General features: G+C 66.2%; 23 protein-coding genes. 7 read left to right on the top strand and 16 right to left on the bottom strand.

What is annotated here, in order from left to right:
* Positions 1–218: 218 nt before the first annotated feature.
* The 9 genes from K6L26_RS29705 to K6L26_RS29665 form a co-directional block, all read right to left on the bottom strand.
* Positions 219–914, bottom strand: a complete 696-nt coding sequence (locus K6L26_RS29705) for a sirohydrochlorin chelatase (protein WP_064896154.1) — start codon at positions 912–914, stop codon at positions 219–221.
* Positions 911–2,062 (bottom strand): uroporphyrinogen-III synthase, encoded by a 1,152-nt coding sequence (locus K6L26_RS29700; protein WP_064896152.1) that lies wholly within the window; start codon positions 2,060–2,062, stop codon positions 911–913. Before K6L26_RS29700 ends, K6L26_RS29705 begins: the two co-directional genes overlap by 4 nt.
* Before the next feature lie 34 nt (positions 2,063–2,096).
* Positions 2,097–3,512, bottom strand: coding sequence for a nitrate/nitrite transporter (locus K6L26_RS29695; protein WP_064896150.1), 1,416 nt, complete (start codon positions 3,510–3,512; stop codon positions 2,097–2,099).
* A 111-nt stretch (positions 3,513–3,623) separates the two neighbouring features.
* On the bottom strand, positions 3,624–4,217 hold the full coding sequence (aac(2')-Ib, locus tag K6L26_RS29690; RefSeq protein ID WP_064896148.1) for an aminoglycoside N-acetyltransferase AAC(2')-Ib: 594 nt from the start codon (positions 4,215–4,217) through the stop codon (positions 3,624–3,626).
* 59 nt (positions 4,218–4,276) lie between these two features.
* Positions 4,277–5,158: a 5-oxoprolinase/urea amidolyase family protein gene (locus tag K6L26_RS29685; protein ID WP_019347980.1), complete on the bottom strand. Its 882-nt coding sequence runs from the start codon at positions 5,156–5,158 to the stop codon at positions 4,277–4,279.
* A 17-nt stretch (positions 5,159–5,175) separates the two neighbouring features.
* Entirely contained in the window at positions 5,176–5,844 is a 669-nt protein-coding gene (locus K6L26_RS29680) for a 5-oxoprolinase subunit B family protein (protein ID WP_064896145.1), read from the bottom strand.
* 74 nt (positions 5,845–5,918) lie between these two features.
* Positions 5,919–6,605: a queuosine precursor transporter gene (locus tag K6L26_RS29675; RefSeq protein ID WP_019347982.1), complete on the bottom strand. Its 687-nt coding sequence runs from the start codon at positions 6,603–6,605 to the stop codon at positions 5,919–5,921.
* A gap of 12 nt (positions 6,606–6,617) precedes the next feature.
* Positions 6,618–7,568 carry an ABC transporter substrate-binding protein gene (locus tag K6L26_RS29670; protein ID WP_043370344.1) on the bottom strand — a complete coding sequence of 317 codons (951 nt, stop codon included), beginning with the start codon at positions 7,566–7,568 and terminating at the stop codon, positions 6,618–6,620.
* 16 nt (positions 7,569–7,584) lie between these two features.
* Positions 7,585–8,718, bottom strand: a complete 1,134-nt coding sequence (locus tag K6L26_RS29665) for a YeiH family protein (protein ID WP_019347984.1) — start codon at positions 8,716–8,718, stop codon at positions 7,585–7,587.
* 265 nt (positions 8,719–8,983) lie between these two features.
* On the opposite strand from K6L26_RS29665, the gene K6L26_RS29660 reads away from it, so the two are divergent.
* Complete coding sequence (locus tag K6L26_RS29660; RefSeq protein WP_043370346.1) at positions 8,984–9,274, top strand: hypothetical protein; 291 nt, start codon at positions 8,984–8,986, stop codon at positions 9,272–9,274.
* Positions 9,275–9,312: 38 nt separating this feature from the next.
* A complete protein-coding gene (locus K6L26_RS29655) occupies positions 9,313–9,630 on the top strand; it encodes a heme-binding protein (RefSeq protein ID WP_064896143.1) in 318 nt (105 codons plus the stop codon).
* 4 nt (positions 9,631–9,634) lie between these two features.
* Here K6L26_RS29655 and K6L26_RS29650 read toward each other — a convergent pair whose 3' ends face one another.
* The gene (locus K6L26_RS29650; protein ID WP_043368973.1) at positions 9,635–10,237 is read right to left on the bottom strand and encodes a TetR/AcrR family transcriptional regulator; all 603 of its coding nucleotides are present in this window, start codon (positions 10,235–10,237) and stop codon (positions 9,635–9,637) included.
* Positions 10,238–10,326: 89 nt separating this feature from the next.
* Between K6L26_RS29650 and K6L26_RS29645 the strand changes: the two genes are divergently transcribed.
* The gene (locus tag K6L26_RS29645) at positions 10,327–11,928 is read left to right on the top strand and encodes an amidohydrolase (protein WP_064896141.1); all 1,602 of its coding nucleotides are present in this window, start codon (positions 10,327–10,329) and stop codon (positions 11,926–11,928) included.
* Between the two features lie 11 nt (positions 11,929–11,939).
* Positions 11,940–13,283 carry an APC family permease gene (locus tag K6L26_RS29640; RefSeq protein WP_019346025.1) on the top strand — a complete coding sequence of 448 codons (1,344 nt, stop codon included), beginning with the start codon at positions 11,940–11,942 and terminating at the stop codon, positions 13,281–13,283.
* 20 nt (positions 13,284–13,303) lie between these two features.
* Here the strand turns inward: K6L26_RS29640 and K6L26_RS29635 are convergent, their stop codons facing one another.
* The gene (locus K6L26_RS29635; protein ID WP_036390403.1) at positions 13,304–13,726 is read right to left on the bottom strand and encodes an organic hydroperoxide resistance protein; all 423 of its coding nucleotides are present in this window, start codon (positions 13,724–13,726) and stop codon (positions 13,304–13,306) included.
* Positions 13,727–13,837: 111 nt separating this feature from the next.
* On the opposite strand from K6L26_RS29635, the gene K6L26_RS29630 reads away from it, so the two are divergent.
* A complete protein-coding gene (locus K6L26_RS29630) occupies positions 13,838–14,299 on the top strand; it encodes a MarR family winged helix-turn-helix transcriptional regulator (RefSeq protein WP_064896140.1) in 462 nt (153 codons plus the stop codon).
* Here the strand turns inward: K6L26_RS29630 and K6L26_RS29625 are convergent.
* The 3 genes from K6L26_RS29625 to K6L26_RS29615 all read right to left on the bottom strand — a co-directional run bounded on the left by K6L26_RS29625 (position 14,260) and on the right by K6L26_RS29615 (position 19,511).
* A complete protein-coding gene (locus K6L26_RS29625; protein WP_081281807.1) occupies positions 14,260–16,299 on the bottom strand; it encodes an MFS transporter in 2,040 nt (679 codons plus the stop codon). The genes K6L26_RS29630 and K6L26_RS29625 overlap by 40 nt on opposite strands.
* Before the next feature lie 267 nt (positions 16,300–16,566).
* Positions 16,567–17,592, bottom strand: coding sequence for an alcohol dehydrogenase catalytic domain-containing protein (locus K6L26_RS29620; protein ID WP_221853495.1), 1,026 nt, complete (start codon positions 17,590–17,592; stop codon positions 16,567–16,569).
* 2 nt (positions 17,593–17,594) lie between these two features.
* Positions 17,595–19,511 carry a flavin-containing monooxygenase gene (locus K6L26_RS29615; RefSeq protein WP_221852314.1) on the bottom strand — a complete coding sequence of 639 codons (1,917 nt, stop codon included), beginning with the start codon at positions 19,509–19,511 and terminating at the stop codon, positions 17,595–17,597.
* 168 nt (positions 19,512–19,679) lie between these two features.
* Here K6L26_RS29615 and K6L26_RS29610 point away from each other — a divergent pair, with 168 nt between their 5' ends.
* Both K6L26_RS29610 and K6L26_RS29605 read left to right on the top strand, forming a co-directional pair.
* Positions 19,680–20,609, top strand: a complete 930-nt coding sequence (locus tag K6L26_RS29610) for a helix-turn-helix transcriptional regulator (RefSeq protein ID WP_221852312.1) — start codon at positions 19,680–19,682, stop codon at positions 20,607–20,609.
* 165 nt (positions 20,610–20,774) lie between these two features.
* Entirely contained in the window at positions 20,775–21,731 is a 957-nt protein-coding gene (locus K6L26_RS29605; RefSeq protein WP_085142863.1) for a zinc-binding dehydrogenase, read from the top strand.
* A gap of 32 nt (positions 21,732–21,763) precedes the next feature.
* On the opposite strand, the gene K6L26_RS31925 is transcribed toward K6L26_RS29605, so the two are convergent.
* Together K6L26_RS31925 and K6L26_RS29595 are read right to left on the bottom strand one after the other, a co-directional pair.
* The gene (locus K6L26_RS31925; protein WP_264017305.1) at positions 21,764–23,869 is read right to left on the bottom strand and encodes a cellulase family glycosylhydrolase; all 2,106 of its coding nucleotides are present in this window, start codon (positions 23,867–23,869) and stop codon (positions 21,764–21,766) included.
* Positions 23,870–24,465: 596 nt separating this feature from the next.
* A complete protein-coding gene (locus tag K6L26_RS29595) occupies positions 24,466–25,044 on the bottom strand; it encodes a TetR/AcrR family transcriptional regulator (RefSeq protein WP_085142861.1) in 579 nt (192 codons plus the stop codon).
* Between the last annotated feature and the right edge of the window lie 120 nt (positions 25,045–25,164).

The raw sequence follows: 25,164 nt of genomic DNA, 5'->3' as shown, positions 1-25,164 counted from the left end.
GCGGAGCGCGGCCGGATTACAGCGTCGCCGCTCAGCAGGACCAGCTCAACCTGGACCAGCACACGTTGGCCGGTCCGGGATTCATGGCCAGCGATTACGTCGAGCAATGTTCGGCGATGGTCGATACCCGGCGTTCGGCGTTCTTCTCGGTGGCCGGCGCCGGTGGTGTGCTTCTGTTGGCGGGTTCTGCCGGGCCGCTGATCGCCCGGTCAATCCGATCACGCCGCAGCCGGCAGGCTCAGCACTCCGGCCCGGCGGAACCGGTTCGCAATCAGCCGCACCATGCCGGGGTGGGTGCCCAGGGGTTCACTCACGATGTCGGCGCCGGATTCACGCAACCGGTCCTGGAAAAGCCCGTCGGCGAGCAGGTAGGACGCCACAGCTATGCGGCCATGGCCGCGGCTGCGCTGCGCGGCGACGGCTTCGGCAACGCTGGGCGCACCGGTCGCGGCGAAGGCCATTTCTACGCGATCGCCGGTCACCGCTGACAGCAGTGCCGCAGTGCGGCGAAGGTCGGACTGAGCGCCTCTGTCGGACGTTCCGGCTGCCGCCAGGATCACCGAATCACCCGGGCGCCAGCCCGATTCGGTGAGCCGATCCGCGAGGACCCGGACCGTTCCCGGGCAGGGGCCCAGTGGCTGTGTGACTGTGACGGCGGGATGCCCACTGGCCGCCACATGGTGGGGCACGTCGACGCGGACGTGATACCCGGCGGCCAGGAAGGCCGGCACCACCACCGCCGGACAGTCGGTGGGCAACGATGCGAGCACCTCGCTCGGAGTCGGTCCCACCACGTCGACGAAGGAGACGTGCACGGGCCGGCCCAGCAGGTCGGACACCCGCGCGGCGAGCTCGCCGATCATCGCCACGCCGCCGGGCTTGCGGGTTCCGTGGGCGGCCAGGACGAGGCTCATTGCGCCGTGACCATCTCGCTGTCGTCGACGGCGAGCCGGTAGCCGCGCTTGACGACCGTCGACACGATGTTCTTGTCCCCCAATGCGGTACGAAGCCTCAGCACCGCGGTCTCCACGGCATGGGTGTCGGTGCCGGTACCGGGCAGCGCGCTCAGCAGGTCGAACCGGGAAACCACCGCGCCCGGACGGTGCGCCAGCGCGCGGATGGTGGCCATCCCGGCCGGGGACAGAGACTTGACCACGCCGTCGACCAGAACGCACGTGCCCCGGATCTCGAGCGTGTGCCCGGCGACCCGAACGGTCCGCGCCTGCAGCAGTGGCAGTTCGTCGGTGATGTGACGGGCCAAGGCGCCCAACCGCATCCGCTCGGGGGCCGAGGTCGGTACCCCGAGCCGGACCAGCGGCCGCGCGGTGACCGGGCCGACGCACATGGCGTGGACATCGGTACGCAGGGCCGCCAGCACGCGGTCGGCGATGTCCATTTCGGTGGCACGCATCAACACCGAGGCCACTGCCATGGCCGAAGTGAAACTGACTGCGTCGAACCGTCGTTCGGCGATTCCGGCGACCATCTGGTCGAACTCGCCGTCCCGCGGCGCCGGGTGCCAGCGGTACACCCGGATCGGCACCACCTCGGCTCCCGCGGCGCGCAGCTCGTCGAGAAACTCGGGGAACGGATCCCACTCGTCGGTCGCCCCGTGCAGCTGCACCGCGATGCGTTGCCCCGCGACGCCCTGCTCGATGAGGTAGCGCAACACTTCCCGGGAGGATTCCGATTCCGGTGACCATTCCTCGGGTAGGCCCGCGGCCCGCAACGCTCCCGTGGCCTTCGGGCCACGGGAGACGATGCGGGCGTTGCTCAGGGCGTCGGTGAGCTCGGCGGCCAGGCCCCAGCCGTCCGCTGCGGCGAACCAGCCGCGAAAGCCGATCCCGGTGGTCGCCACCACGATGTCCGGTGGGACGTCGATCAGCGACGCGGTGTGGGTCCGCAGCTGGTCGTCGTCGGGCAGCGGAACCATCGTGATGGCGGCCGCACTGGTCACCGTGGCGCCGCGTCTGGTCAGCAGCGCGCTGAGCTCATCAGCACGTCGGGCGGAGGTCACCGCCACACGAAAACCGGTGAGCGGTGCCCAGTCGGGCTCGTTCATAGGTCCAGTAGAGGCATCGCGTGTTTCCAAGTGATTACCCGGCCATTGCCGAGGCGTGTCGGTCTACCGGGGTCGATGTGACCGCCGTCGCAGCCGGGCGCCGGACGTAACGGAACCAGGTGCATGCCGAGGCCAGCACGTAGAAGGCGAGGAAGATGCAGAACGCCGCGGTGGCCGATCCGCTGGACAGGTAGGACTGGCGCAGCGCCATGTTGATGCCGAATCCGCCCAACGCGCCGATGGCGCCGGCGAAGCCGATCAGTGCGCCGGCCATCGACCGCGACCAGTGCTGGCGGTCTTCCTCGCTCATGTCCAGAGAGTGGCTGCGGGCCTCGAAGATGGACGGGATCATCTTGTAGACCGAGCCGTTGCCGAGACCGCTGAGCAGGAACAGGGCGACGAATCCGATGACGTAGCCGCCCATCATCAGGCTGTTGGCGGCAGCGGCGGTGTGATCGTCGATCATGCTGATCGCCACCAGTTGGCCGGCCGCGAGGATCATGCCGCCGAACACCGCGAGGGTGACGCGGCCGCCGCCGATCCGGTCGGCGAGCTTTCCGCCGTACACGCGGGACACCGAGCCCAGCAGCGGACCGATGAACGCGATCTGCGCGGCGTGCAGCGAGGCCTGTGCCGCGGTCTGGCCGCCTGCGGCGAAGTTGATCTGCAGAACTTGGCCGAAGGCGAACGAGAACCCGATGAACGACCCGAACGTGCCGATGTAGAGCAGTGAGATCACCCAGGTATCGCGTTCTGCCAGAATCGATTTCATCGCGCCCAGGTCGATCTTGTGTTGTTCGAGATTGTCCATGTACAGCGCGGCGCCGATGCCGGCCACCGCCAAGGCCACGAGGTAGACGGCGCACACCCAATACGGGGCACGGTTACCCGCGGTGGCGATCACCAGCAGGCCGACCAGCTGGATCATCGGAACACCGATGTTGCCGCCGCCGGCGTTGAGGCCGAGCGCCCAGCCTTTGAGTCGTTGCGGGTAGAAGGCGTTGATGTTGGTCATCGACGAGGCGAAGTTGCCACCGCCGAAGCCGGCCAGCGCCGCACAGATCAGGTACGGCCACAGTGGCAGGCCCGGATTGGCGAGCAGCACCATCGTTCCCACCGTCGGGATCAACAGCACGAAGGCGGAGAACACCGTCCAGTTGCGCCCGCCGAACGTGGCGGTGGCCAGGGTGTAGGGGATGCGCAGGCAGGCACCCACCAGGGTGGCGGTGGCGCCCAGCAGGAACTTGTCGCCGGCGGAGAAGCCGTACACGGCCTCGGGCATGAACAGCACCATGACCGACCAGATCGACCAGACGGAGAAGCCGACATGCTCGGCGAACACCGACCAGATCAGGTTCCGTCGCGCGATGTACTTGTTTCCGGCCTCCCAGGCCACGGTGTCCTCGGGATCCCAATTGGTGATGCGATTGGACTTCAGCAGAGTGGGCATGGCGCAAAAGTAGGAAGCGTTTGTTGCAGAGGTGCTCCTGGCGATGACCCGGCCGTGAAATTCCGCTCACCCGCTCACACACTCGGGTGTGAGCCTGTGCTTTCTGGTGGTTTACCAGACGTCTCCGTCGCGCCAGTCGCAGGTGATCGGCGCGGTGGCGTCGAGATCCATGCCGGCGGGCAGGGCGACCGGCAGCACGAACACCGAATCGTCGTCCTCTGGTGTGCGGCTGACGCCGGTGGGGGACAGCGCCGAGGTCGGGCCCTGCCAGGGCACCCACCCTCGGGAGAGGTACATCTGCCGGGCCGGGTCGCCGCCCGAACTCAGCGCACCGAGTTGGTAGGCGCCGCGCAGCACCTGCTCGACGGCGTCCATCACGGCAGTGGCCAGGCCTTGGCCACGCCAATCCTCGCGCACCGCCACGGCTTCCACGTAACCGCAGCGCAGCGCGGTGTCGCGGTAGAGGATCCGCCGCTGGACCACGGCCGCGTGGGCGATCAGGGCGCCGTGATGGCAGATGTAGGCGTGCATACCCCCGAGGGCGTGCTCCCAGTCTGCTGCGGTGAAGTCACCGTCGAACGCCTCGGTGACCATGCGGCGCGCGCCCTCGCGGGTCTCGTGGTCGAGATCGGAGGTGTGGACCAGACGCGCGGTGTGCAGGATCCCGCCTCGGACTGGCGGCGCGCTGACATCCTGGAAGGGCACACCCTTGTTCTACCAGCGGTGTGCGCCGGTGTCTCTACGTTTGTGGGCTCGTCCGGGCGTCAACCCTGGAACGGCCGGCGAGGGTGCGCCCAGTGCAGTCGGACGGTCTGACCCGGCCGGACCTGGCCCAGCTTGTCGATGTCCTCGTCGGTCACCACGCCGATCACCGGGTAGCCGCCCGTGACCGGGTGGTCGGGCCCGAGGATCACCGGAAAACCGTTGGGCGGTATCTGAATTGCCCCGCGGGTGGCGCCTTCACTGGGCAGCTGTCGGTCGGGCCAGCGGTAGTCCAGCGGCATGCCGACCAGACGCATCCCGACCCGGTCGCTGTGGGTGGTCACCAGCCAGTTGGTGCGGATCAGCACGTCGGGGTCGACGAACCAGTCGTCGCGCGGGCCGGGCACCACGTTGAGTTCCAGCACGTCATCGCTGATCGAGGCGACCGGTGCCTGGTCCGTCTCGGGCAGGTCCGCGGTGTGCTCACCGACAGGCAGGACGTCGCCGGGGCGCAGCGGGGCCGGGCCGATGGCTGACATCACGTCGTAGCTCCGTGAACCCAGGACGGGTTCGACGGCGATGCCGCCACGTACCGCGAGATAGCTGCGCAACCCTGAGTGCGGCGCTCCGAGCGAAATCACCTCGCCGTCACGCACGTGGTGAATACTGTTGGTGCCGAAGGGAATTCCATTGACCGACGGGTCGGTGTCAGCGCCGGTGACCGCGACGGTGACGTCACCGCCGACCACCCGCGCCGAGAATCCGCCGAACATCACCTCGACGGTGGCATGCTCGCCGGGGTTGGCGACCAGTCGGTTGGCCAGCGTGTGGGACCGCCGGTCGGCGGCGCCCGATCGGGTGACGCCGAGGTGGGCCATGCCGGGGCGGCCGAGATCCTCGACCAGGGCCAGCGGCCCGGTGCGCAGCACTTCCAATGTGGTCATGGTGTCCTCCTCGCCGTCTAGCCGATGGCCCGGAACTGCACCCAGGTACCCGGGGTGAGCAGCGCGGGTTTGTCACGATGAACGTCGAATAGCACCGCGTCGGTGCGCCCGATCAGCTGCCAGCCGCCGGGCGACTGCCGCGGGTAGATGCCGCTGAACTCGCCGGCCAGTGCCACTGCCCCGGGCGGGACGGTGGTGCGGGGCTCGGCCCGGCGTGGCACCCGGAGCCGTTCGTCACCGCCGACGAGGTAGGCGAACCCGGGAGCGAAGCCCATGAATCCGACCTGCCACGGGGTGCCGGTGTGCGCCGCGATCACCTGTTCGGGGGTCAGCCCGGTGAGGGTCGCGACGTCGTCCAGGTCGGCGCCGTCGTAGACCACGTCGATGGTCACGTCCGGCTGGCCTGTCGGACGGACCGGTGCGGACCCGGGCTGCAGCCGCAGCTTGCTGAGCCGCTGCCGGGTGGGCGCCTGGTAGCGCGGGTCGGCCAGCTTGATCAGGATCGTGCGCGACGCGGGGACGATATCGAGCACACCTAGCAATTGGGCCGCCGTGAGCGTAGCGGTCCACGCCAAAACATCGGCAGTGCTGTCGAACTCGAGCAGCAGAGCCTGATCGCCATAGTCGCGGGCGGTGCCTGGGCTCAGGCTCGGTCCCGCGTCCATCACCTCTGATGTCACACTCATGACCTGAAGCTACCCGTCGGTAGCTAAGAAAGCTCCGGCTCTATGAACCTTGCCAGAGGTGCCTTATCGAAGCCTCACACGGCGAGCTGATACGTGGGCTCGCGGCGCTTGATCGAAGCGATCACGCGGTAGGTGACCGGCAGCATGATCACCTCGACCGCGGTCTTGTAGACCCAGCCCAGCGCGGTGTAGGTGACGAAGTCGCCGAAGGTGCTGATGCCGATCGCGCCGGCCGCGATGGCGCAGAAGACCAGCGTGTCCCCGAGTTGGCCGGCGAACGTGGAGCCAATGAGCCGGGCCCACAGGTGCTTTTCCTTGGTCCGTTCTTTGATGGCGACCACGACCCAGGCGTTGATGGTCTGCCCGACGATGAAGCCGGCCAGGCCCGCCACGATCAACTGGGTGTAGGCACCGACGACGTTCTCGAAGTGCTCCTGGTTGGTGTAGAAGTCCGCTGCGGGCAGGTAGATCGTGACCCAGAATGCCAGTGCGGCAAGGGCATTCATCGAGAATCCGAGGAAGATGGCGCGCCGGGCGGCCTTGAATCCGTACACCTCGGAGAGCACGTCGCCGATCACATAGGTGAGCGGGAAGACGATGAAGCCGCCGTCGGTGATGATCGGCCCGAACGCGACCCCCTTGGTGGCGGTGACATTGGAGATGATCACCAGTGCGGTGAAGATCGCGACGAGCACCGGATAGTAGGCCGAGCCCACGATGGCGGTGCCGCGGTGCTCGGGGTTCTGCTGGGTGCTTGTCACCCGGTCATCTTGTCAGGTCAGTGCCTGGTCGAGCAGGGGCGGCAGCTGGTCGGCCACCACGGGGTAGGACAGTGGCGACGCGAAGGCGATGGCGCCGGCCAGGTCTTTGGGGGTGAAGACGTGCCGCTTGCGGGTGGTCGCCCGCAGCTCGGCGATCGCCGGGTCGGCCAGCAGGGCGTCGCGCTCCTGGTCGCTTTCGGTGGTCCAGATCAGGACATCGGCGGCGTCGAGTACTGAGGCGATGTCCGCGCGCGGGATCAGTGCGGGTGTCTGCGGTACGGCGAAGCCCATCTGGGTGAGGAACTCGGTGCGCCACCCGGTCTGTGCCTGCACACTGTCGCGGAACAACGTGCCGCTCAGCAGCATGGCCTTCTTGCCGGCGAAACGCGGGTTGTTGGTGGCCACTGCCTTGAACTTGTCGTCCACCCCGGTGATCAACCCTGCCATCGCGTCCTTCTGGAACAGGGCCTGGCCGATCAGGGTGGCCTGGTCGCGCCACGGTTCGAAGAACGCGTCGGGCCCGGACTGTGCGATGGTCGGGGCGATCTCGGAGAGCTTGGCGTAGGTGTCGGCGTCGAGCCCGGCGTTGGCGGCCACGATCAGGTCCGGCGTGAGCTCCTTGATCTGGTCGACCTGGATGCCGTCGGTCAGGTTGAGCACGGTGGGCTGGGCGCCGCCGAGTCTCGGTTGCGCCCAGGGCCACACCGCGTACGGCTCGCCCCCGAACCACTCCGTGGTGGCGACCGGAACGACACCGAGGGCCAGCAGGTCGTCCTGTTCGGTGAACCCGGCGCTGACCACCCTCTTCGGCGGACCCGGAATGTTGGTGTCGCCGAAGAGGTGGCGGACGGTCACCGAACCGTCTTTCCTGACTTCGCCAGGCTTTTGCGTGCTACATGCGGCGACCAGGGCCATCGTTGCGGTGACCGTGAAAAACCCTCGCCGTGACCAGGTTGTCGGCACTTAGCCAGGGTAACGGCTAGCTCCCGCCGAAGCTGCCGAACAAACCGCCGAACAACAGCGAGGCCAACCCCAAGGCCACCACGATGTTGACGACGGTCGCGGCCGCGAACAGCACGATGGGCCGCCAACCGGCTTCCTTGAGACCGCGAAGGGAGAACTCCAGCCCGATGGCCACGAACGCAAAGATCAGGAACCAGGTCCGTAGGTCGTTGACGGTGGCGATCGCGGTTTTGCCGTCGGCCGCGAACTGGAGATACAGCGTGCCGATCACCGACGCGGCGAGGAAGCCGAGCACGAATTTGGGGAAGCGGTCCCAGAATTCGCGCAGGGACGGGCGTGCCACCGCCGGGTCGGGTGTGTCGGACTGGCGCTCGACCTTCAGGGCGAAGTACGCGGTGAGGGCGATGGCGACGATGCCGATCAGCGCGTTCTGCGTGGTTTTGACGATCGTGGCGATCTGCAGGGCGTTCTCCCCGGCGATCGTGCCCGCGGCGGCCACGGCCGCGGTGGTGTCGATGTTGCCTCCGATCCACGCGCCGGCGACCGCATCGGACAGCCCGAACACGTCGGCCAGCCACGGCAGCAGGAAGATCGAGGGCAGGGCGAACACGATGACCAGCGACGCGGCATAGGCCAGTTGCTCCTTGCGGGCCTGGACCGCGCCCGCCGCCGCGATGGCCGCACTCACCCCGCAGATGGAGACTGCCGAAGCCAGCAGTGCACGAAGCTTGTCGTCGAGGCCGAGCCGCCCGCCCAGCCACCAGGTGAACCCGAATACGACCGAAATCAGCAGCAGGGCTTGGATGATCGCCGGTCCTGCAGCGGTGGCGAGCACCTTCAGGTTGATCGATGCCCCCAGTAGGACCAAACCGGTCTTGATGAAGAATTCGGTGCGAAACCCCTGGGACAGCGCGTCTCGCAACGCGAACCGGGCCAGTATCGCGTTGCCGATCAGCCCGAGAGCGATTGCGTAGACCGGGAATTCGACCGATTTCGCGACCTTGGCCAACGCGGTTCCAGCGGCCCAGTGGGGAACCTGGGTCTCCAGGAAGCGGGTTGCCGCACCCAGCGCGATGACCACGAGTACACCGGCGACGGCATAACCGATCTTGGCCGAGCGCTGCTCGGAGCGTTCTTCGGTGCTGGTCATGGAATCACGCTGCCGGGGATCGCACCGACGAGCACGAGGGTGAGTAGGGTGAGGCCGACGATCACGGCCAGCCAGTCTTCGTTCACGCGCGTGAGGCTAGGCCGGGCCGAATCCGGCGGGGAGCCTTGCGATCTATGCGAATGCAACCGGTTACGAACGACGTGCGTTCTGGAAGAGGACCGGTTATTGTCGATCCCGCATATAGGGCGTCCTCGGGATTTATTCTCGGCTCACGGGGACCTACTGAGGAGTGGTCATGCGGAGCATGTGGCGTCCAGCATTACTCGGCCTGGCCGGATTGACCGTGCCGATCGCCATCGCCGTTGCACCGCCCGCCGCCGCTGATTGCGTCGACGCCGGTGGTTCCACGGTGTGTGCGCAGGGCAACGTGCGCGGTGGCGGGCCGACGCCCCCGAAGGCGGGTCCCTACTATCCGTATCCCTGTGCCAACGACTGGTACTGCGGCGATTGGGGCTTGGAGATCAATCTCGATCCCGGTCGCCCCGACAACGGCGGCGGTGGTGGCGGTGGTGGTTGGCGCCCCGGGCGTCCGTGAGCCGTAGTGCAGTTATCCGAGTCGACTTAGGAGCCACGATGTTCTCCCGTGTGATCGCCGCAAGTGCAATCAGCTTGTCGCTCTTGGCTATTGGTGCACCTGTCGCTGCGGCAGAAGAGCCGAACTGCACTGCTGCCGACCTGGCCGGCGTGATGGCCGGCGTCCGCGCGTCCACCTCGGCCTATCTGTTCACTCATCCCGACGTCAACGCGTTCTTCACCAGTCTCAAGGGACAGTCGAACGAGCAGATGGCCGATTCGGTGCGGGTCTATCTTGAGGACAAACCCCAGATCAAAGCCGAGCTGACGGGCATTCGTCAGCCGGCGATCGATTTCCGTAACCGCTGCGGCGGTTAGCCGGCTACGGCTGAGCCAGCCCGCGTAGCAGCACCGCCAGTCCGTACTCGAACGCATCGTCGGCTCGCGCAGGCCGGGGTGCGCCGGTGGCGAGCGCGGCGGTCAGCTCGGGGCCGACGGCGGCGCCGGATTCCCATGGTTGGTCCGGTGCGGTGAGGTCGAGGGCCGATCCCAGCACGTAGTTGTCGACCAAGGTGATGATCCGCAGCGTGTCGGTGGGGCTGAACCCGGCCCGGTGCAGGGTCACCGCCAGCGCGTTGTACATCGTGAGGGCCTGGCTGCTGTTGACGGCATGGGCGGTGAGCAGCGGAATCAGCCGCGGGTAGCGGGCGAAGCTATTGCGGTAGGAGCGCATGATGTCGGCCAGGATGTCGGCCCATGGCCGGTCGGCGTCGAGGTCGGGCAGTGCCACCTCCGACATCGCCCGTTCGCGGAGCAGTTCGACGATCTGCTCGCGCCCGGACACGTGGTTGTACAGCGATGACGGGCTGACCTTGAGTCTGCGGGCGAGTTCCGGGATGGTGAATCCACCCGTCGTGTTGACGAGATCCATTGCCGCACTGGCAATCCGGTCCATTGACAGGATCGGTATCGATGGACGCCCCATGACTGTCTCCCCCTAAATTTCGTCTCACCGCTTTACAACTGGTGGCCTGCATCACACAATAAACGAATTCCATTCGCTTTAGGAGCCGCATGACCACTCTCTTCCACGGCGGCGTCGTCTGGACGCCGACGACGACCACCGATGCGCTGCTGATCGCCGATGGGGTTGTGCAGGCCGTGGGCGCCGAAGCGTTGGCATCGGCGGCCGACCGGAAGGTCGACCTCGAAGGCGGATTCCTGATGCCGTCATTCGGTGACGGCCATGCCCACCCGCTGTTCGGCGGTTTGGAAGCCACCGGCCCCCAGGTTCGGCCCTGCCGATCGGTTGACGAGATCGTGTCGGCGGTGAAGGAGTACGCCGACGCGAACCCCGACCAGGAGTGGATCGTCGGTGCCTCGTACGACGGCAGCCTCGCGCCGGACGGTTTGTTCGACGCCCGCTGGCTCGACGCCGCGGTCCCGGACCGGCCCGTGGTGTTGCGCGCCTGGGACTATCACACGCTCTGGGTCAACTCGGTGGCGCTGCAACGCGCCGGGATCACCGCGGACACCCCGGAACCCGTGCTCGGTGAGATTCCGCGTCGGGCGGATGGCTCACCGCTGGGCACGCTGCGGGAATGGGGTGCGACCGATCTGATGACCGCGGTCATGCCGGCGCGTGACGAGGCGGTCCGCGTCGCGGCGCTGGGCACGGCTGCCGATTACTACCTGGCCCGCGGTGTGACCTGGGTTCAGGACGCGTGGGTCGAGCCGACCGAGCTGGACACCTACCTTGCGGCCGCTCGGCAAGGCGCCCTGCGGATGCGGTTCAACCTGGCGTTCTATGCCGATCCGCGCCACTTCGACACACAGGTAACCCAATACGCCGCCGCCCGGGATCGCGTGCACGCCGCGGGTTCGCCGCTGCTGACCGCGAACACGGTGAAGTTCTTCGCCGACGGCGTGGTCGAGAACGAGACCGGGGCGCTGCTGGAGCCCTACTGCTCGGGTCTGCACTCACACGGTATGCAGCTGTGGCAGGGCAACGCGCTGGCCGAGGCGGCCAAACAAGTCGACGACCTGGGCCTGCAGATCCACATCCACGCCATCGGTGACGCCGCGGTCCGCCAGGCCCTGGACGCCATCGAATACGTTGTGCGGCACAATGGTCCGCGGGATCGCCGGCCTGTGATCGCGCACGCACAGTTGGTGGACGACGCCGATCTGGGCCGGTTCGCCGAACTCGGGGTCATCCCGAACATGCAGCCGCTGTGGGCGCAGCTGGACGCCTTGATGACGGTGCTCACGATCCCCCGGCTCGGAGCGCAGCGGGCCGATCGGCAGTACCGGATGCGCACACTGGAGAGCTCCGGTGCGGCACTGGCGTTCGGTTCGGACTGGCCCGTGTCCTCGGGTGCGCCACTGGACGGTATCGCCGTGGCCGTCTCGCGATGCACGTCTGAAGGACAGCCTGCGGGTGGCTGGACGCCGCACGAGGTCCTTCCGATCGAGCACGCCCTGTCGTCCTACACCACGGCCGTGGCGTATCAGGCGTTCGCGGAAGACAATTGGGGCAGCTTCGCGCCCGGCGTGAGTGCTGATCTGGTGTGGCTGGACCGGGACCCACGGTATGTCGCAGCGTCGGAGCTTCCGGCGGTGACGGTGCGCGCCACCTATCTACAGGGCACGCAGGTCTATTCGGCCGCGGAATGAGAGGAACTGGCATGTCCGATGTGGCTGAAGTGACCGAGGGGCGGCTGCGCCGTGCCCTGGGGCTGCCATCGTTGGTGCTGTTCGGTCTGGTCTACATGGTGCCGCTCACGGTGTTCACCACCTACGGCATCGTCACCCAGACCACCGGTGGCCGATTGTCGGTCGCGTATCTGGTGACGCTGGCCGCGATGGTGTTCACCGCCCGGTCCTATGCCGCGATGGCGGTTGCTTTTCCGGTCGCGGGCTCGGCGTACACGTACACCCAGAAGTCGTTCGGTGCCCCGGTCGGATTCCTGGCCGGATGGTCCTTGCTGCTGGATTACCTGTTCCTGCCGATGATCAACTATTTGGTGATCGGGATCTACCTGAACGCCGCGCTGCCGGCGATCCCGGCCTGGGTCTTCATCGTCGTGTCCATCGCCGCGGTGACGGTGCTCAATGTCGTCGGCATCGTGTCGGTGGCCAGGGCGAACTTCGTCATCATCGCGGTACAGGCGATCTTCATCGTCACGTTCCTGGTGTTGGCTTGCTCCAAGGTTTTCAGCCTGGGCAACCTCGACCTGATGGCGCCGATCCACGGGGACGGCAGTGAGACCGGGTTCAGCCCGGTGCTGGCCGGTGCGGCCATCCTGTGCCTGTCGTTTTTGGGGTTCGACGCGGTGTCGACGTTGTCCGAGGAGGCCAAGGATCCCAAACGGTCTGTGCCGCAGGCAATCATGATCGCCACACTGGTGTCGGGTGCGATCTTTGTCGTGCTGTCCTATCTCGGCCAGTTGGTGTTTCCGTCCAATCAGTTCGCCGACGTCGAGTCCGGGTCCCTGGACCTGATGCTGACCGCGGGCGGGCAATTCCTGCAGACCTTCTTCACCGCGGCCTATGTGGCCGGCGCGCTCGGCTCGGCTATCACTTCGCAGGCCTCGGTGGCCCGAATCCTGTATGCGATGGGCCGCGACGGGGTCTTACCCCGGCAGTTCTTCGGCCACGTCGCGGCGCGGTTCGCCACTCCGGTGTATGCGATCCTGGCGGTGTCGGTGGTGTCGCTGCTGGCCATCGTGATCTCGCTGACCACGCTGGCTTCACTCATCAGTTTCGGTGCGCTGGTGGCGTTCTCGGTCGTCAACCTCTCGGTGATCAAGCACTACTTCGTCGACCAGGGGAAGCGGCAAGGCATCGAGGTGATCCGCAACCTGGTGCTGCCGCTGATCGGCTTCCTGCTGACCGTGTGGTTGTGGACGAGTTTGTCCGGGTTCACCTTGATCGTCGGGTTGTGTTGGCTGGCAGTGGGATTCGTGTGGCTGGCCGGGGTTACCCGCGGTTTCCAGCAGCCGACACCGGTGCTGGACATGAAGGAGTAAACCCGGCCGGCCTCTACGGGTCAGGCCACGCTGATGGTGACGTCGATGTTGCCGCGGGTTGCCTTCGAGTACGGGCAGACCTGGTGTGCGTCATCGGCGATGGCTTGGGCGGTCTCGCGATCGACCCCGGGGATGGTGACGTTGAGCCGGACCCGCAGGGAGAACGCGCCGTCGGTGTTGAGCAGGTCTACTTCTGCATCCACCGCGGTCTCGGCGGGCAGCTTCACATTGTGCTTGCCCGCGGTCAGTCCCATGGCGCTCAGGAAGCACGCCGACCAACCGGCCGCGAACAGCTGCTCGGGGTTGGTGCCGGTGCCGTTGCCTCCGGGCGGGGTGAGCTGGATGTCCAGGTTGCCGTCGGAGCTGTAGGACTCGCCCTGCCGGCCGCCGGTGGTGTGGGTCTGTGCGGTGTAGAGGACGTTGTCGGTCTGGCTGGTGGTCACTGCGGTTCTCCTTCGGGTGGATGGTCCTGTGCAATTGGACGCGTTAGAGGTGAACGTCGGATGCCCGGCTTTTCATCCCATCCGATTGAATCGGATCCGATATAATTTGGTATGGCACCTCGTCGCCCACAGCTCGCGGACTTCCTGTGCTTTGCCGTCTACTCGGCCAACTTGGCGTACGGCAAGGCTTACAAGCCGATCCTGGATGCCAAAGGCATCACGTACACGCAGTACATCGCGATCGTCGCACTCTCGGAGCAGGACCAACAGACCGTGGGCAGCTTGGGGGAAAAGCTGTTCCTGGAGTCCAACACGCTGACCCCGATCCTGAAGAAGCTCGAGGCGCTCGGATACGTGACGCGGCATCGTGATCCGAGCGACGAGCGTCAGGTGATCGTCAGCCTCACCGACGCCGGCCGGGAGCTGCGCGAGCTGGCCTTCGAGATGGACCTCGTCGCGGCGACCGGCCTGTCACCGGACGAGCTCAAGACCATGCAGCGTGGTGTTTCCACGCTGCGCGACAACCTGCGTAACTACTCGCGATCCCCTGTTGATCCTGCGGACACGGCGTGAGAGTTCGACTGGGCCGCGCCTTCTGCGCAGGATGAACGTCGGCATTTCTCCGGGATGACCAGGACCGGCGTCGTGGCGTGCGCGACGACAGCGGCCGCCACACTGCCCTCCAAATGGCCCAGCAATCCGTTGCGCCGGTGCGGGCCCACCACGATGAGGCTTGCGTTGTGCTCGCGCGCAGTCTCGACGATGCCCTTCCAAATCGGTGCCGCTTCGACGGCTATCGCCTCCGCCGAGAATCCGGCCCGGGTGGCCAGCGACGCGCCGTGTGCCGCCGTCTGCTGGGCGACCCGGCGTACTTCGGTGGCCTGATCGGCGTCGAAGTGCGTGGCCTCGGCCGGCGTGAAGCCGACGTCGACGGGTTGCCAGACGCACACCACCAGAGCGTCGCGCTGACCTGAGAGCTCGGTCGCGGCCTGTTCGATCGCGGAGGCGGCGCGGGCCGTTCCGTCGTAGGCGAGCAGTACCGGTCCCGGAGAGGTGGGCTCGACGACCGGTGCGATCGGCGTATCCCGATGGGCAGCGCCGGCGGGGGTGTGCGGCGCGGACAGGCCGGGACGGAGCCGGGCGAGCAGCGGCGGCGAATACCAGGCCGGCGATTCACCATCGAGGAACTGGTCGAGGTCCGGCTTCTGGGGGCGCGCGCCGCTGAGCGCGTAGACGGCCACCCCGAAGAGGGCACCTCCGATCGACAGCCCGAATCCGACCCACAGGGCATCGCCCGCGCCCGCGGTCAGACCGCCCGCTGCGGTGGCCGCGAAGTGGGCGAAGATCGGCGCCACCATGAAGGCCGCGACGGCTCGCAGCAGCTCGATGATCGCGAACACGCGCTGAAGGCTGTTCGACTGCAGGGAGAAGCCGGCGACGAACAATGCGGGAGCCACCGTGGCGCCCAACGCCAGCCCGGTCAGCGCCGAGGCGATGAGAGCGAGCGGTTGGTTCGCCGGTATCGCGAGCCGGAACATCACGATGCCCGCGGCCAGCAGTCCCATGCCGACCAGCGGAAGGTAGTGCATCGAGCGCTTGGAGATGACGGACCCGAACACGAAGGCCATCACGATGGCGCCACCGAGTTCCGGCAGGTAGAGCAGCCCGACCTGAACGGGACTGTAGGTCTGCATGAAGACCTCGGCCGTCAGCGCGGTAGCCGCCACCGACGCGGCCGCCGCGAACAACGCGACACCGACCCCGGCGACGGGAATCGAACTGGTCAGCATGGTGCGGACGGTCAGCAGCGGGCGAGGGGCCTTGAACTGGTACACGATCAGCACCACGATCAGTGCCAGGCCGCCGAGCATCGGCACGATCACCGCCGGGTCGGTGAACGCATGGCTGGTGAGTTGGGAGGCGCCGATGAAGGCGGCAGCGCAGCCGACCGAGGCCAGACCGATGGCGCGGAGGTCACGCGGCGCATCGAGGTCGGCAGGCGGTGCATCTTCGAACGTCAGGGCCGCCATGACCAAGGCCAAGAAGGCGATTCCGGCGACGATCCAGAACAGTGGACGCCAGGCGTCGGTCTCAGCTTGGACACCGCCGATGAACGGGCCCAGCGCGACGGCCCCGAACACGCACATGTTCATGATCACGGCGGTGTTGCGCAGCTTGTCTCGAGGAAAGCCGATGGTCAGGGGCGGTGCGGCGGCGATCAGCAGCATGCTGGTGGCCAGCCCTTGCAGGATGTGACCGCAGATGAACATCGTCCCGTTGACCGCCGATGCGGCCAGCACCGAGCCCACGACCAGGACCACCGCATACGCCAGCAGCATCCGGCGCTGAGGCAGGTGCTGGGCGAATTGGACCGCGAGAACGGTGCCGACGGCGTAGGCAGCGTTGCCCAGCCCCGAGCCCAGGCTCATCGTCTGGGTCGACATGTTCAGTTGAGCCGAGATGATCGGTACCAGCGGATCGACCGCGGCGGACAGCGCCAGGTAAGGGATCAAGGCCAGGGTGACCATGGCGGCCACCGCGGGGTACCGGCCGGCGAGTGGACCTTGACGCATCAGCGCCGCCCGCTGCGGGCTGTAGGCATTGCCTGGCGCTGCGGCGCCGCGTTCGGACAGTCGGCTATCGAGTTCGGTTGGCGCACGTGTCCGTTTAACCGCCCACCCGGCCGCGGTTATTCCGTTGTCTGCGAATTAATTCCGGATTGTGAAGCGACTCACCTAAATTTGCATAGAACAACGATGTGTTGTATGTCGAGCCAATTGTGCTGGGATGGTGAGGCTTTCAAGAAACTCACAGCAAATTGACAGTGGGTTCGAGCTTGACTACGGCTTGAGCTGAACTTTGAGATCCGCGCCCGAGCGAGAGAACGCTCTGGCATAGCCGTCTGCGGCCTCGTCCAGCGCCATCGTGGTGGTGAAGATTCCGTCGACGTCGAGACGGCCGGCCTGCAGTAGCGGAATCAGTTCCGGCCAGGTCTGCTGCACCGGTGCGGTGGTGAACCGGATGGTCAGGCTGCGCAGCAGGCAGCCCAGGGCGGGCATCGGGTAGGGCTGCAGGTCATGCACGCCGACGATCGACACCGTGCCGCCGGCGCGGGCGGCGTCGATGGCGTCGTTGATCGAGGCGTCCATGCCGACCGCGTCGATGACGGAGTCCACCCCGAGTCCGCCGGTGGCCTCCCGGATCGCCTGTGCCGATGGTGGAGCGAAGGTGATGGCGCCCGAGGCTTCCGCCCGTTCGCGCCGAGCCTCCACCGGGTCGACGGCGAAAACCTTTGCCGCACCGAGGGTGATGGCACTGCGCAGGGCACACATCCCGACCGCGCCCAGGCCGATCACGGCGACGGAGCCGCCGACGGGAATGTCGGCGCGTTTGGCCGCCGCCCAGCCGGTGGCCAGGTTGTCGGTGAGCAGGAGGGCTTGCTCGGTGCTGATGCCCTCCGGCATCTTCAGCAGTTGAAAATTGGCGGCCGGCACGGCAAGGAGTTCGGCCTGGGCGCCGCCGAGGAATCCGGTGCCGAAGATCTGTGGGCCCTGCACGCAGCGGATAGGGTCGTGGGTCGCGCAGCCGCCGCAACGGCCGCAGCCAGCCACCGAAGAGACCAGAACCCGGTCACCGACGTCGAATCCGGTTACCTCCGTGCCGATTTCGACGATCGTGCCGACGGCCTCATGCCCTACCGACACCGGATCCACGATCGGGTAGTGCCCCTCAAGGAAGTGCAGGTCCGATCCGCAGATCGAGGCGGCCTCGACCTTGACGATGGCACCGTCGGGTCCGGGGAGGACGGGGTCCGGGCGAGACTCGACGTGGATCTTTCCGGCACTGTCGACGACGACCGCGCGCATGCTCATGCCTCCTGCACTGTGAAGTCTGACCAGACGGGTTCATTGATGGCTGAACGGTATTCGCTCAGCCGCCACGGGCTGACGGTGTGGATCTCGCCGTCGGCATTCTTGAAATACGAGTGTTTGATCGACGGTTGCGCCCACACGGTGAGGCGGATCGCCTCCTGCGATCGCTGGTGCCACGCCTTGGTCGGCTCGGGCAGCGGCTCCATGGTCCGCAGACCCTCGGTGATGAGATGTTCGAGGCACTGATTGATGTAGCGCATCTGCAGCTCGGAGTTGAGGATCAGGCTGCCGCCGTGGGCCAGATGAGTACCCGGGCCGTAGGTCATGAAGAAGTTGGGGAAACCCGGCACCGTGATGCCGCGATAGGCGTACGGGCGCTGCCCCCATGCGTCGCGCAGGTCGATGCCGTCGCGTCCGGTGATGGTCATCGGGAACAGCACGTCCGTGGCGCGAAAACCTGTGGCGTACACGATGATATCGGCGTCGTATGTCTGGCCGTCGGCCGTGACGATCCCGGTCGGCGTGATGCGTTCGATCGGGGTGCGGATCAGCTCCACGTTGTCGCGTTTGAGGGTGCTCAGCCAGCTGCCATTGTCCTGCAGGGTCCGCTTGCCGGTCGCCGGATAGTCCGGCATAACCTTGGCCAGCAGTTCGGGGTCGTCACCGACCTGGGTGGTGATCCAGTCGGTGAACATGATGCGGGCGATGGCGTTGATCTCGCTGACCGCATTGCCCTGGTCGTCATAGTCGGGGTCGACCCGTGCGGCGTCCAAGCCCTTGTCAGCTCCGGGCCACAGCAGCAGGAAGCGGTACCAGCGGCCGTAGTACGGCAGGTGTTCCATTGCCCAGCGGACACCATCGGCGACGGGCTCGTGGTACATCGGGTTGGGGAACATCCACTGCGCGGTGCGCTGAAAGACGGTGAGGTGCTCGACCTTGTCGGCGATGGCCGGCGCGATCTGGAAGCCGCTGGCGCCGGCCCCGATCAGCGCGACCCGCTTGCCGGTGACGTCGACGTCGTGGTCCCATGCGGCGGAGTGAAAGGCCGGTCCCGCAAAGGTTTCCGCGCCGGGGAAGTCTGGGATCTGGGGTCGGTTGAGCTGTCCGACGGCGGTGATGACGGCGTTGGCCCGCAGGATCTCCGTGCCGGCCGCCGAACGCACCGTGACGTTCCACATCTCGCCGTCCCACGCCGCGGAGACCACCTCGGTGTTCCACCGGATGTTCGGTTCCAGCTCGTGGCGGTCCACCACGTCACGGAAGTACTGGCGCAGCTCGGGTTGCTCGGCGAAGAAGTGATCCCAGTGGTTGCTGGGTTCGAAGCTGTAGCAATAGAAGTGGTTGGCCACGTCCACGCGGGCCCCGGGATAGCTGTTCTCCCACCAGGTTCCGCCCGGTCCGGCGTTCTTCTCGATGATCGTGAAGTCGATGCCGGCCTGCTTGAGGCGCACCCCGGCCAGCACTCCGGACTCGCCACAGCCGATCACGATGACACGGAAATCGCGCGTGTCCTCCAGTGTCGCCGGCCGGCGCGGATCAACCCCCTCCAGGTCGAGTTCTTCGAGCATCAGCGGCACGTTGTCGTCATCGACCGGCTCGCAGGCCGCCCAGTCCATCATCTCCCGAACCAGCTCGGCGGGCAGCGGCTCGGGCACCGGGCACCCGCGGTCGCGGTAGTCGGCGATCACCGGCAACGCGACCTCGCGGACCCGTGCCTTGTCCTCCTCGCTCATGAAGCCCTGGACCTCGTTGAGGAACAGCCCGGCCTGCTTGAACTCGCGGATGTAGCGCGCATCGCCGGTGATGTGCACGAGTGAGAGCAGCAGGGTCGGGATGCTGACCTGCTCCAATGCCGTCGCGATCTCGGCATCGGGCGTGGTGAACGGCTGGCCGACGTGGAAACTCCGGGTCACGCGGCGTTACGCTACTGCCCGTAGCGTTATGTGACAAGGGGTGGACGGAGACGCGTCGTAGCTGTGGCATTGGCCAAGCGGTCTGAGAACCGATACCGGCGGCGCCGCAAAGTACCGTCGTACGCTTGCATGCGAATGAGCAGACCTGGCGTCGACCGAGGAGCGGCAATGAGTTCGTCCGCCAACGCGGCCCTACAAGCGCTCCGAAGTGCCGTTCTCGACAAAGAACATGACACGTCGAACATGAACGTCCTGCTACCGGGGGTATCCGTGCATCGGCACAACGGTGATGCCGTCCAGATGCCCAGCATCCAGAGCCCCTTCTTGTACCTAGTTCTTGATGGATCGCTCACGCTGCACCAACACGACGGAATCCGGCAGATCGGGCCCGGGCACTTCGTAGTGTCAGAGATCGACACCCCGGCTCACGGGTACATCGCCGAGCGACCGTTGGTGGCACTGTTGGTCGAGTTCACTCTCGACGAAGTCGCCTCGGTGCTCCTGGAATTCGACGACGGACTCCCCGGCACCGTATTCATCGGCAACGGCGACCCGGGCCAGGGTCTCGGGATTGACGAGCGACTGTTGGACAGCGTCGGCCGCCTGGTCGGACTGCACGAGAATCCGGACGACGTCGATTTCATGGCGCGCCATTTGAAGCGTGAGGTCATCTACCGGTTGGTCACCGGTGCGCAGGGGCGGGCGATCGTCAGCGCAGTGACGAATCTCCAGGATGCTGCTGAGATGTACTACGTCAACGCCTGGATAAAACGCAACTACAAGCGAGCATTCACCGTCGAGGCACTGGCACGGCAAAGCGATATGAGCCCGTCGGCCTTCCACCGCAAGTTCAAGAATGCCGTGCAGATGGGCCCGCTGCAGTGCCAGAAACAGTTGCGGTTGACCGAGGCTCGTCGGTTGTTGCTCGTCGGGACGATGAGCGTCACGGATGTCGCGGTGCACGTCGGGTACGAAAGCGCCTCGCAGTTCAGCCGTGAGTACCGTCGCGAGTTCGGAAAGCCGCCGCGTCAAGACATCGCGAGCCTCCAGGAACGCCTGCATCACTTGGCAGATAAGCCTGGGCGTCAAAACAACTGACGATTGCTGCTATTTCACGGGGCGGTCGCGAGCAGAATCGTGCATTCCCCGGCCAGGAACAGGCAACCCTGCACGGCTTGCGGAGTGAGAACGTCGAACGGTCGACGAGACAGACCGTGTCGTGACGCGCGCCGCGCGGACGTGAGAGAACAAGGAATAGCGACGATGACAACAATGATGGCCGTCCAGGTTCCCGCCGAGGGGAAGCCGTTGGAACTCAACGAGCTTCCGGTGCCGGAGCCCATGGCCGGGCAGGTGCGCATCAAGGTTGAGGCGTGCGGCGTCTGTCATGGTGAGGCGAAGATTGTGGACGGGTGGGCTTCGGCCTACCCACGCATCCCCGGACATGAGGTTGTCGGCATCATCGACACGCTCGGCGAGCAGGTCGAAGGCTGGGAGGTCGGCCAGCGGGTCGGTATCGGTTGGCATGGCGGCCAAGACAATACGACGGGCATGACGATGGACGGCGGCTATGCCGAGTACATGGTCGCGTTCCCTGAGGGTCTCGTCGAGATCCCGGACGGCATCTCCCCGGAGGAAGCAGCTCCCATCCTGTGCGCCGGCGAGACCGTGTTCAGCGCGCTGAAGAACAGCAAGGCCCAGATGGGCGACCTGGTTGCCGTGTCCGGTATCGGCGGATTGGGTCACCTCGCCGTGCAGTACGCGCGCAAGGCCGGTTATGAGGTGGCCGCCATCTCCCGCGGTGCCGACAAGGCAGAGCTTGCCCGTCAACTCGGTGCACACCACTACATCGACGCGGCGGCCGGTGATGTCGCCGAGCAGTTGACTGCCCTCGGTGGTGCGACGGTCATCGTGGCCACCGCACCGAACCCTGATGCCATCGCAGCGTTGATCGGCGGTCTGGCTCCCAACGGTGAGCTCGTCCTCGCCGCGGTGTCCGACGAGCCCATCGGCTGGTCGGCCCTGGACTTCCTTCGTGGGCAGGCCACTGTCAAGGGCACATTCACCGACGTCGATGCGATGGCCGAAGCGATCAAATACAGCGTCTTGACCGAAGCGCGGCCCATGATCGAGGTCTTTCCACTCGAGAAGGCGCGTGAGGCCTACGACAAGATGATGAACGCGACGGTCCGTTTCCGGGCCGTCCTCTCGATGCGCTGAGGCATGTACCCCACTGCGGGATGACGCCTTCATCACGTCGAGATGAGGCCCCCGGACGTGGTCGGGTTACCCGTGACGGTCACGGTGACAACGGTTGCGCCTGGATCTGATGCGATGACCAGGCGAGGGTCGTTCGGGGACGAGATGACGTGACCACCGGTGACGACGACCTCATAGCCATTCGGATATTGGACGGCAGGCGTCGAGATGGTGGTCTGCGATCCCGCGGCGAAGGCGCCGGTGCCGTCGACCCGCTCGGTGGAGTAGGAAAATGTGAACGTGCCGTCTTCGCTGACTGTCCAGCCCTGTGGGGTTCCGGAGACGACTTGTGGGTAGGGCTTGGAGAGCGCCTGCAGGTTGCTCGTGTTGACGTTGTCGCCGACGGGCGGCAAAGACGGGTCGTAGACCAGGGATTGGTCGCTGGGGCTGGCGCTGCTGGTGATTTCACCGATGCCGGAGTATGCCCAGTCCGCCCAGCTGATCTGCTTCGCGTCGGCGGCCTGCGTTTCGGCCGCGAGTGCGTCGGGGTCGCTGGTGGCCCCGAATTCACCCATGAAGGCCGGCATTTCATTATTCGCGGCGTAGGCGGCGGCCCGTCTCGCCAGGATCGGCCCGACAATGGAACTCAGGTTGATGCCGGCGACGTTTCCGTAGCCGTGGTACTCAAGCACGGTGTTCGGATCGGAGATTTTACCCAGTGCCACGGGCTGGCCGAACAGTATGGCACTGATCTCGTCGACCGCTGGGCTCGCGGGTGAGATGAACACCGGCGTGTTCGGGTCGACCGACCGGATGGCGGCGATGGTCTGGTTGTACAGCGGGGTCAGTTGCTGGGTGCCGAAGAACGAGCCGTTGAGAATCGTTGCGAGCCAGCCGGATCCAACCCAGGGTTCGTTGATGATGTTGTAGCCGATGACATCGGGGTTGTCGCCGAAGTAGCTGGCGACGGCTTGCCAGCTCTGCGCATAGTGGTTCTGTAGCCCGGCGCCATCGGGGGCGTCGGCATTGGCCCAGAACGCGTCCCAGGCGTGGTTCTGGGCGGGGCTCAGATAGTAGTTGACGACGAATTGGCCCAGCAGTGCACCCAGGTCCGGGTTGGGCAGTCCACCGGTCTGCGTTGCCCAACCCGGGGCGCCCTCGCCGTGGAGTTCGGTGCTGTAGAGATCCTGGTGCATGTCGATGAAGGTGTAGATGCCGTGGTCGCTGAGCGTCTGCACGGTCTGCTCGATCCCGGCCAAGTAGGCCGTGTCGATCACACCCGGCTCGGGTTCGACTGCTGCCCAATTGATTCCCAGTCGCACCACGTTGAACCCGTTGTCGGCCAGGAATTGCGCGTCATCGTCACTGAACCCCATTGCTGACGGGTCATACGGAGGTAATTTGTAGACCACGTTCACCCCGTGCATCAGGACGACTTGTCCGTCACTGTTGGTGAACCAGGTGCCGGTGGTCGTGAGCTTGCCGGTGCCCGGCATGCTCGGCGGAGCCCCAGCGATGGTGCCGAATCTGCCTACGTCGCCGTGGGTGCCGAAGATGCCCGCGATGCCGCCCGCGCCGCCGAGGGCGACCAAGCCGCTCGCCTGGCCGCCCACTGCGCTGTCGCCGGCATCACCACCGTTGCCCCCGATCCCGAACAGCTTGGAGCCATTGCCTCCGTCACCGCCGATACCGCCGACCGCGCCGTCGCCGCCATCGCCGCCACCGCCACCGAGTCCGAAGAACAGTCCGCGTCCGTCGCCACCGAAACCTCCGGCGCCTCCGCGCGCTCCAGAAGTGGCCGAACCGCCGTCACCACCGAGGCCGCCGACGCCCATCAGCAGTCCGCCCACCCCTCCCCGGCCACCGGCGGCGCCGCTACCTCCCAAGCCGCCGGCACCGCCGTTGCCGAGCAACCCGGCGGCACCTCCCGCTCCACCGGCCTGGCCCGCGGTGGTGCTGTGCCAGCCCGCGCCACCGTCGCCCAACAGCCAACCCCCGGCACCTCCGTCCGGGTGTTCTGCAGTGCCCGCCGCACCGTTGCCGATGGCGTAGGACCCGGTTGCGGTGTTGATGAACCCGTCGACGGCTTGACCGACCGGACTGGTGATCCACCCTTGTACAGCGTCGTGGATCGGGTCGTACAGGACGACCCCAACCATGGCAGCAGGTGACTGTGACAGCTGCGTGGTCACAATTGACTGCGGGCCGACAATTTTCGACTGGGCCACGTCCGTCCGGCGGCTGGCCACACCCAGGGCTGCCCAGGTCAGCAAATTTGAATCCTGCGGTGTCGTCGGGTGTTTGGTCGGTGCCGTTGGTTGACGTCTCGTAATGGCCGGCTTCGCCGATCTGACCGGCGAGGAGTCGTCGGCGATTGTGGTCGTGACCCTGGCGGGCCTGGAGTCGGGCTTCTTGACCGGACCTTTTCGAGCTGGGACCTCACCGTGCTTGCGGTTGGCATGGCGGGGAGAAACGGACATCGGCTTGTTCGACTTCATGGGCCCGGCGTGTCCGGACGACGGCCGCACGCTCGACTCACTCTTGGCGGGCCCGCTGGTGGGACTGCCGGTGGATTCCCCGGTATCCGCAGACGCCACCCAGCTGCCAGAAGCGAGCACGGCCCCGATCCCCAGTGCAACTGCCAGCCCGCCCACCCGACCCACATACGCAGATGCGTTCATGCGCTCATCACTACACGACCTGAGTTGCCTGCATGGCCGAATTACCGGCAGCCGGTGTGCAGTTCGTGGTGAAGCTACGTCTTGTGCCGCGGTGATCGCAGGTTGAGTGTGCGCCGGGTCGCCGTGACGAGTTCATCGACAAGCTCGCGGTCGTCGATACCGTCGAAGTCCACCCCGACCGCCGCCGAGATGCCGGCCATGACGAGGGCGGCTCGGACTTGGCCGGAGACGCCGGGTTCCGCGCCGGCGAGCAGATCGGCTTGCCGTTTCACCAGAGTGGCCGACTGCGGTTGCCGGCGCAGGAGTTCGGCGACACCGGGGTCGCCGGTGAAGATGGGAAACAGATCGCGGTGTGCGACGGCGAGGGAGATGTACCCGGTGAGCATCGACTCGGCTTGCGCTCGACTCCCACGCTGCGCCTCGGCGGTCTCGACCAGTTCCGCCAGCTCACTGATGACGGGTTCCATGATGGCACTGAGCAGCTCGTCACGCGTGCGGAAGTGGTGGTAGATAGCCGATTTCGTCAGGCCAAGTTCGTCGGAGATCATCTGCAGGGAGGTGCCCGCGACACTGTGCCGCCGGAACAGCTCGATGGCGGCGTCGATCAACTTCTGCCGGGTGGTGCCGCTGGCGTCAGGTGCGGGACCGCTCATCGAGGCGCCCTAAATGTAGCGTTACTAACAATTTCGCTCGTCCTGACCATTCGTACAGTATATGCCTGTACGATTGGTCAGTAACGAGCTGTACGTTCGGTCAGTAATTGGCCACGGATT

The sequence above is a fragment of the Mycobacterium farcinogenes genome (genome assembly GCF_019739075.1).
Lineage (GTDB): Bacteria > Actinomycetota > Actinomycetes > Mycobacteriales > Mycobacteriaceae > Mycobacterium > Mycobacterium senegalense.
This window is presented reverse-complemented; position numbering and strand designations above follow the sequence as displayed.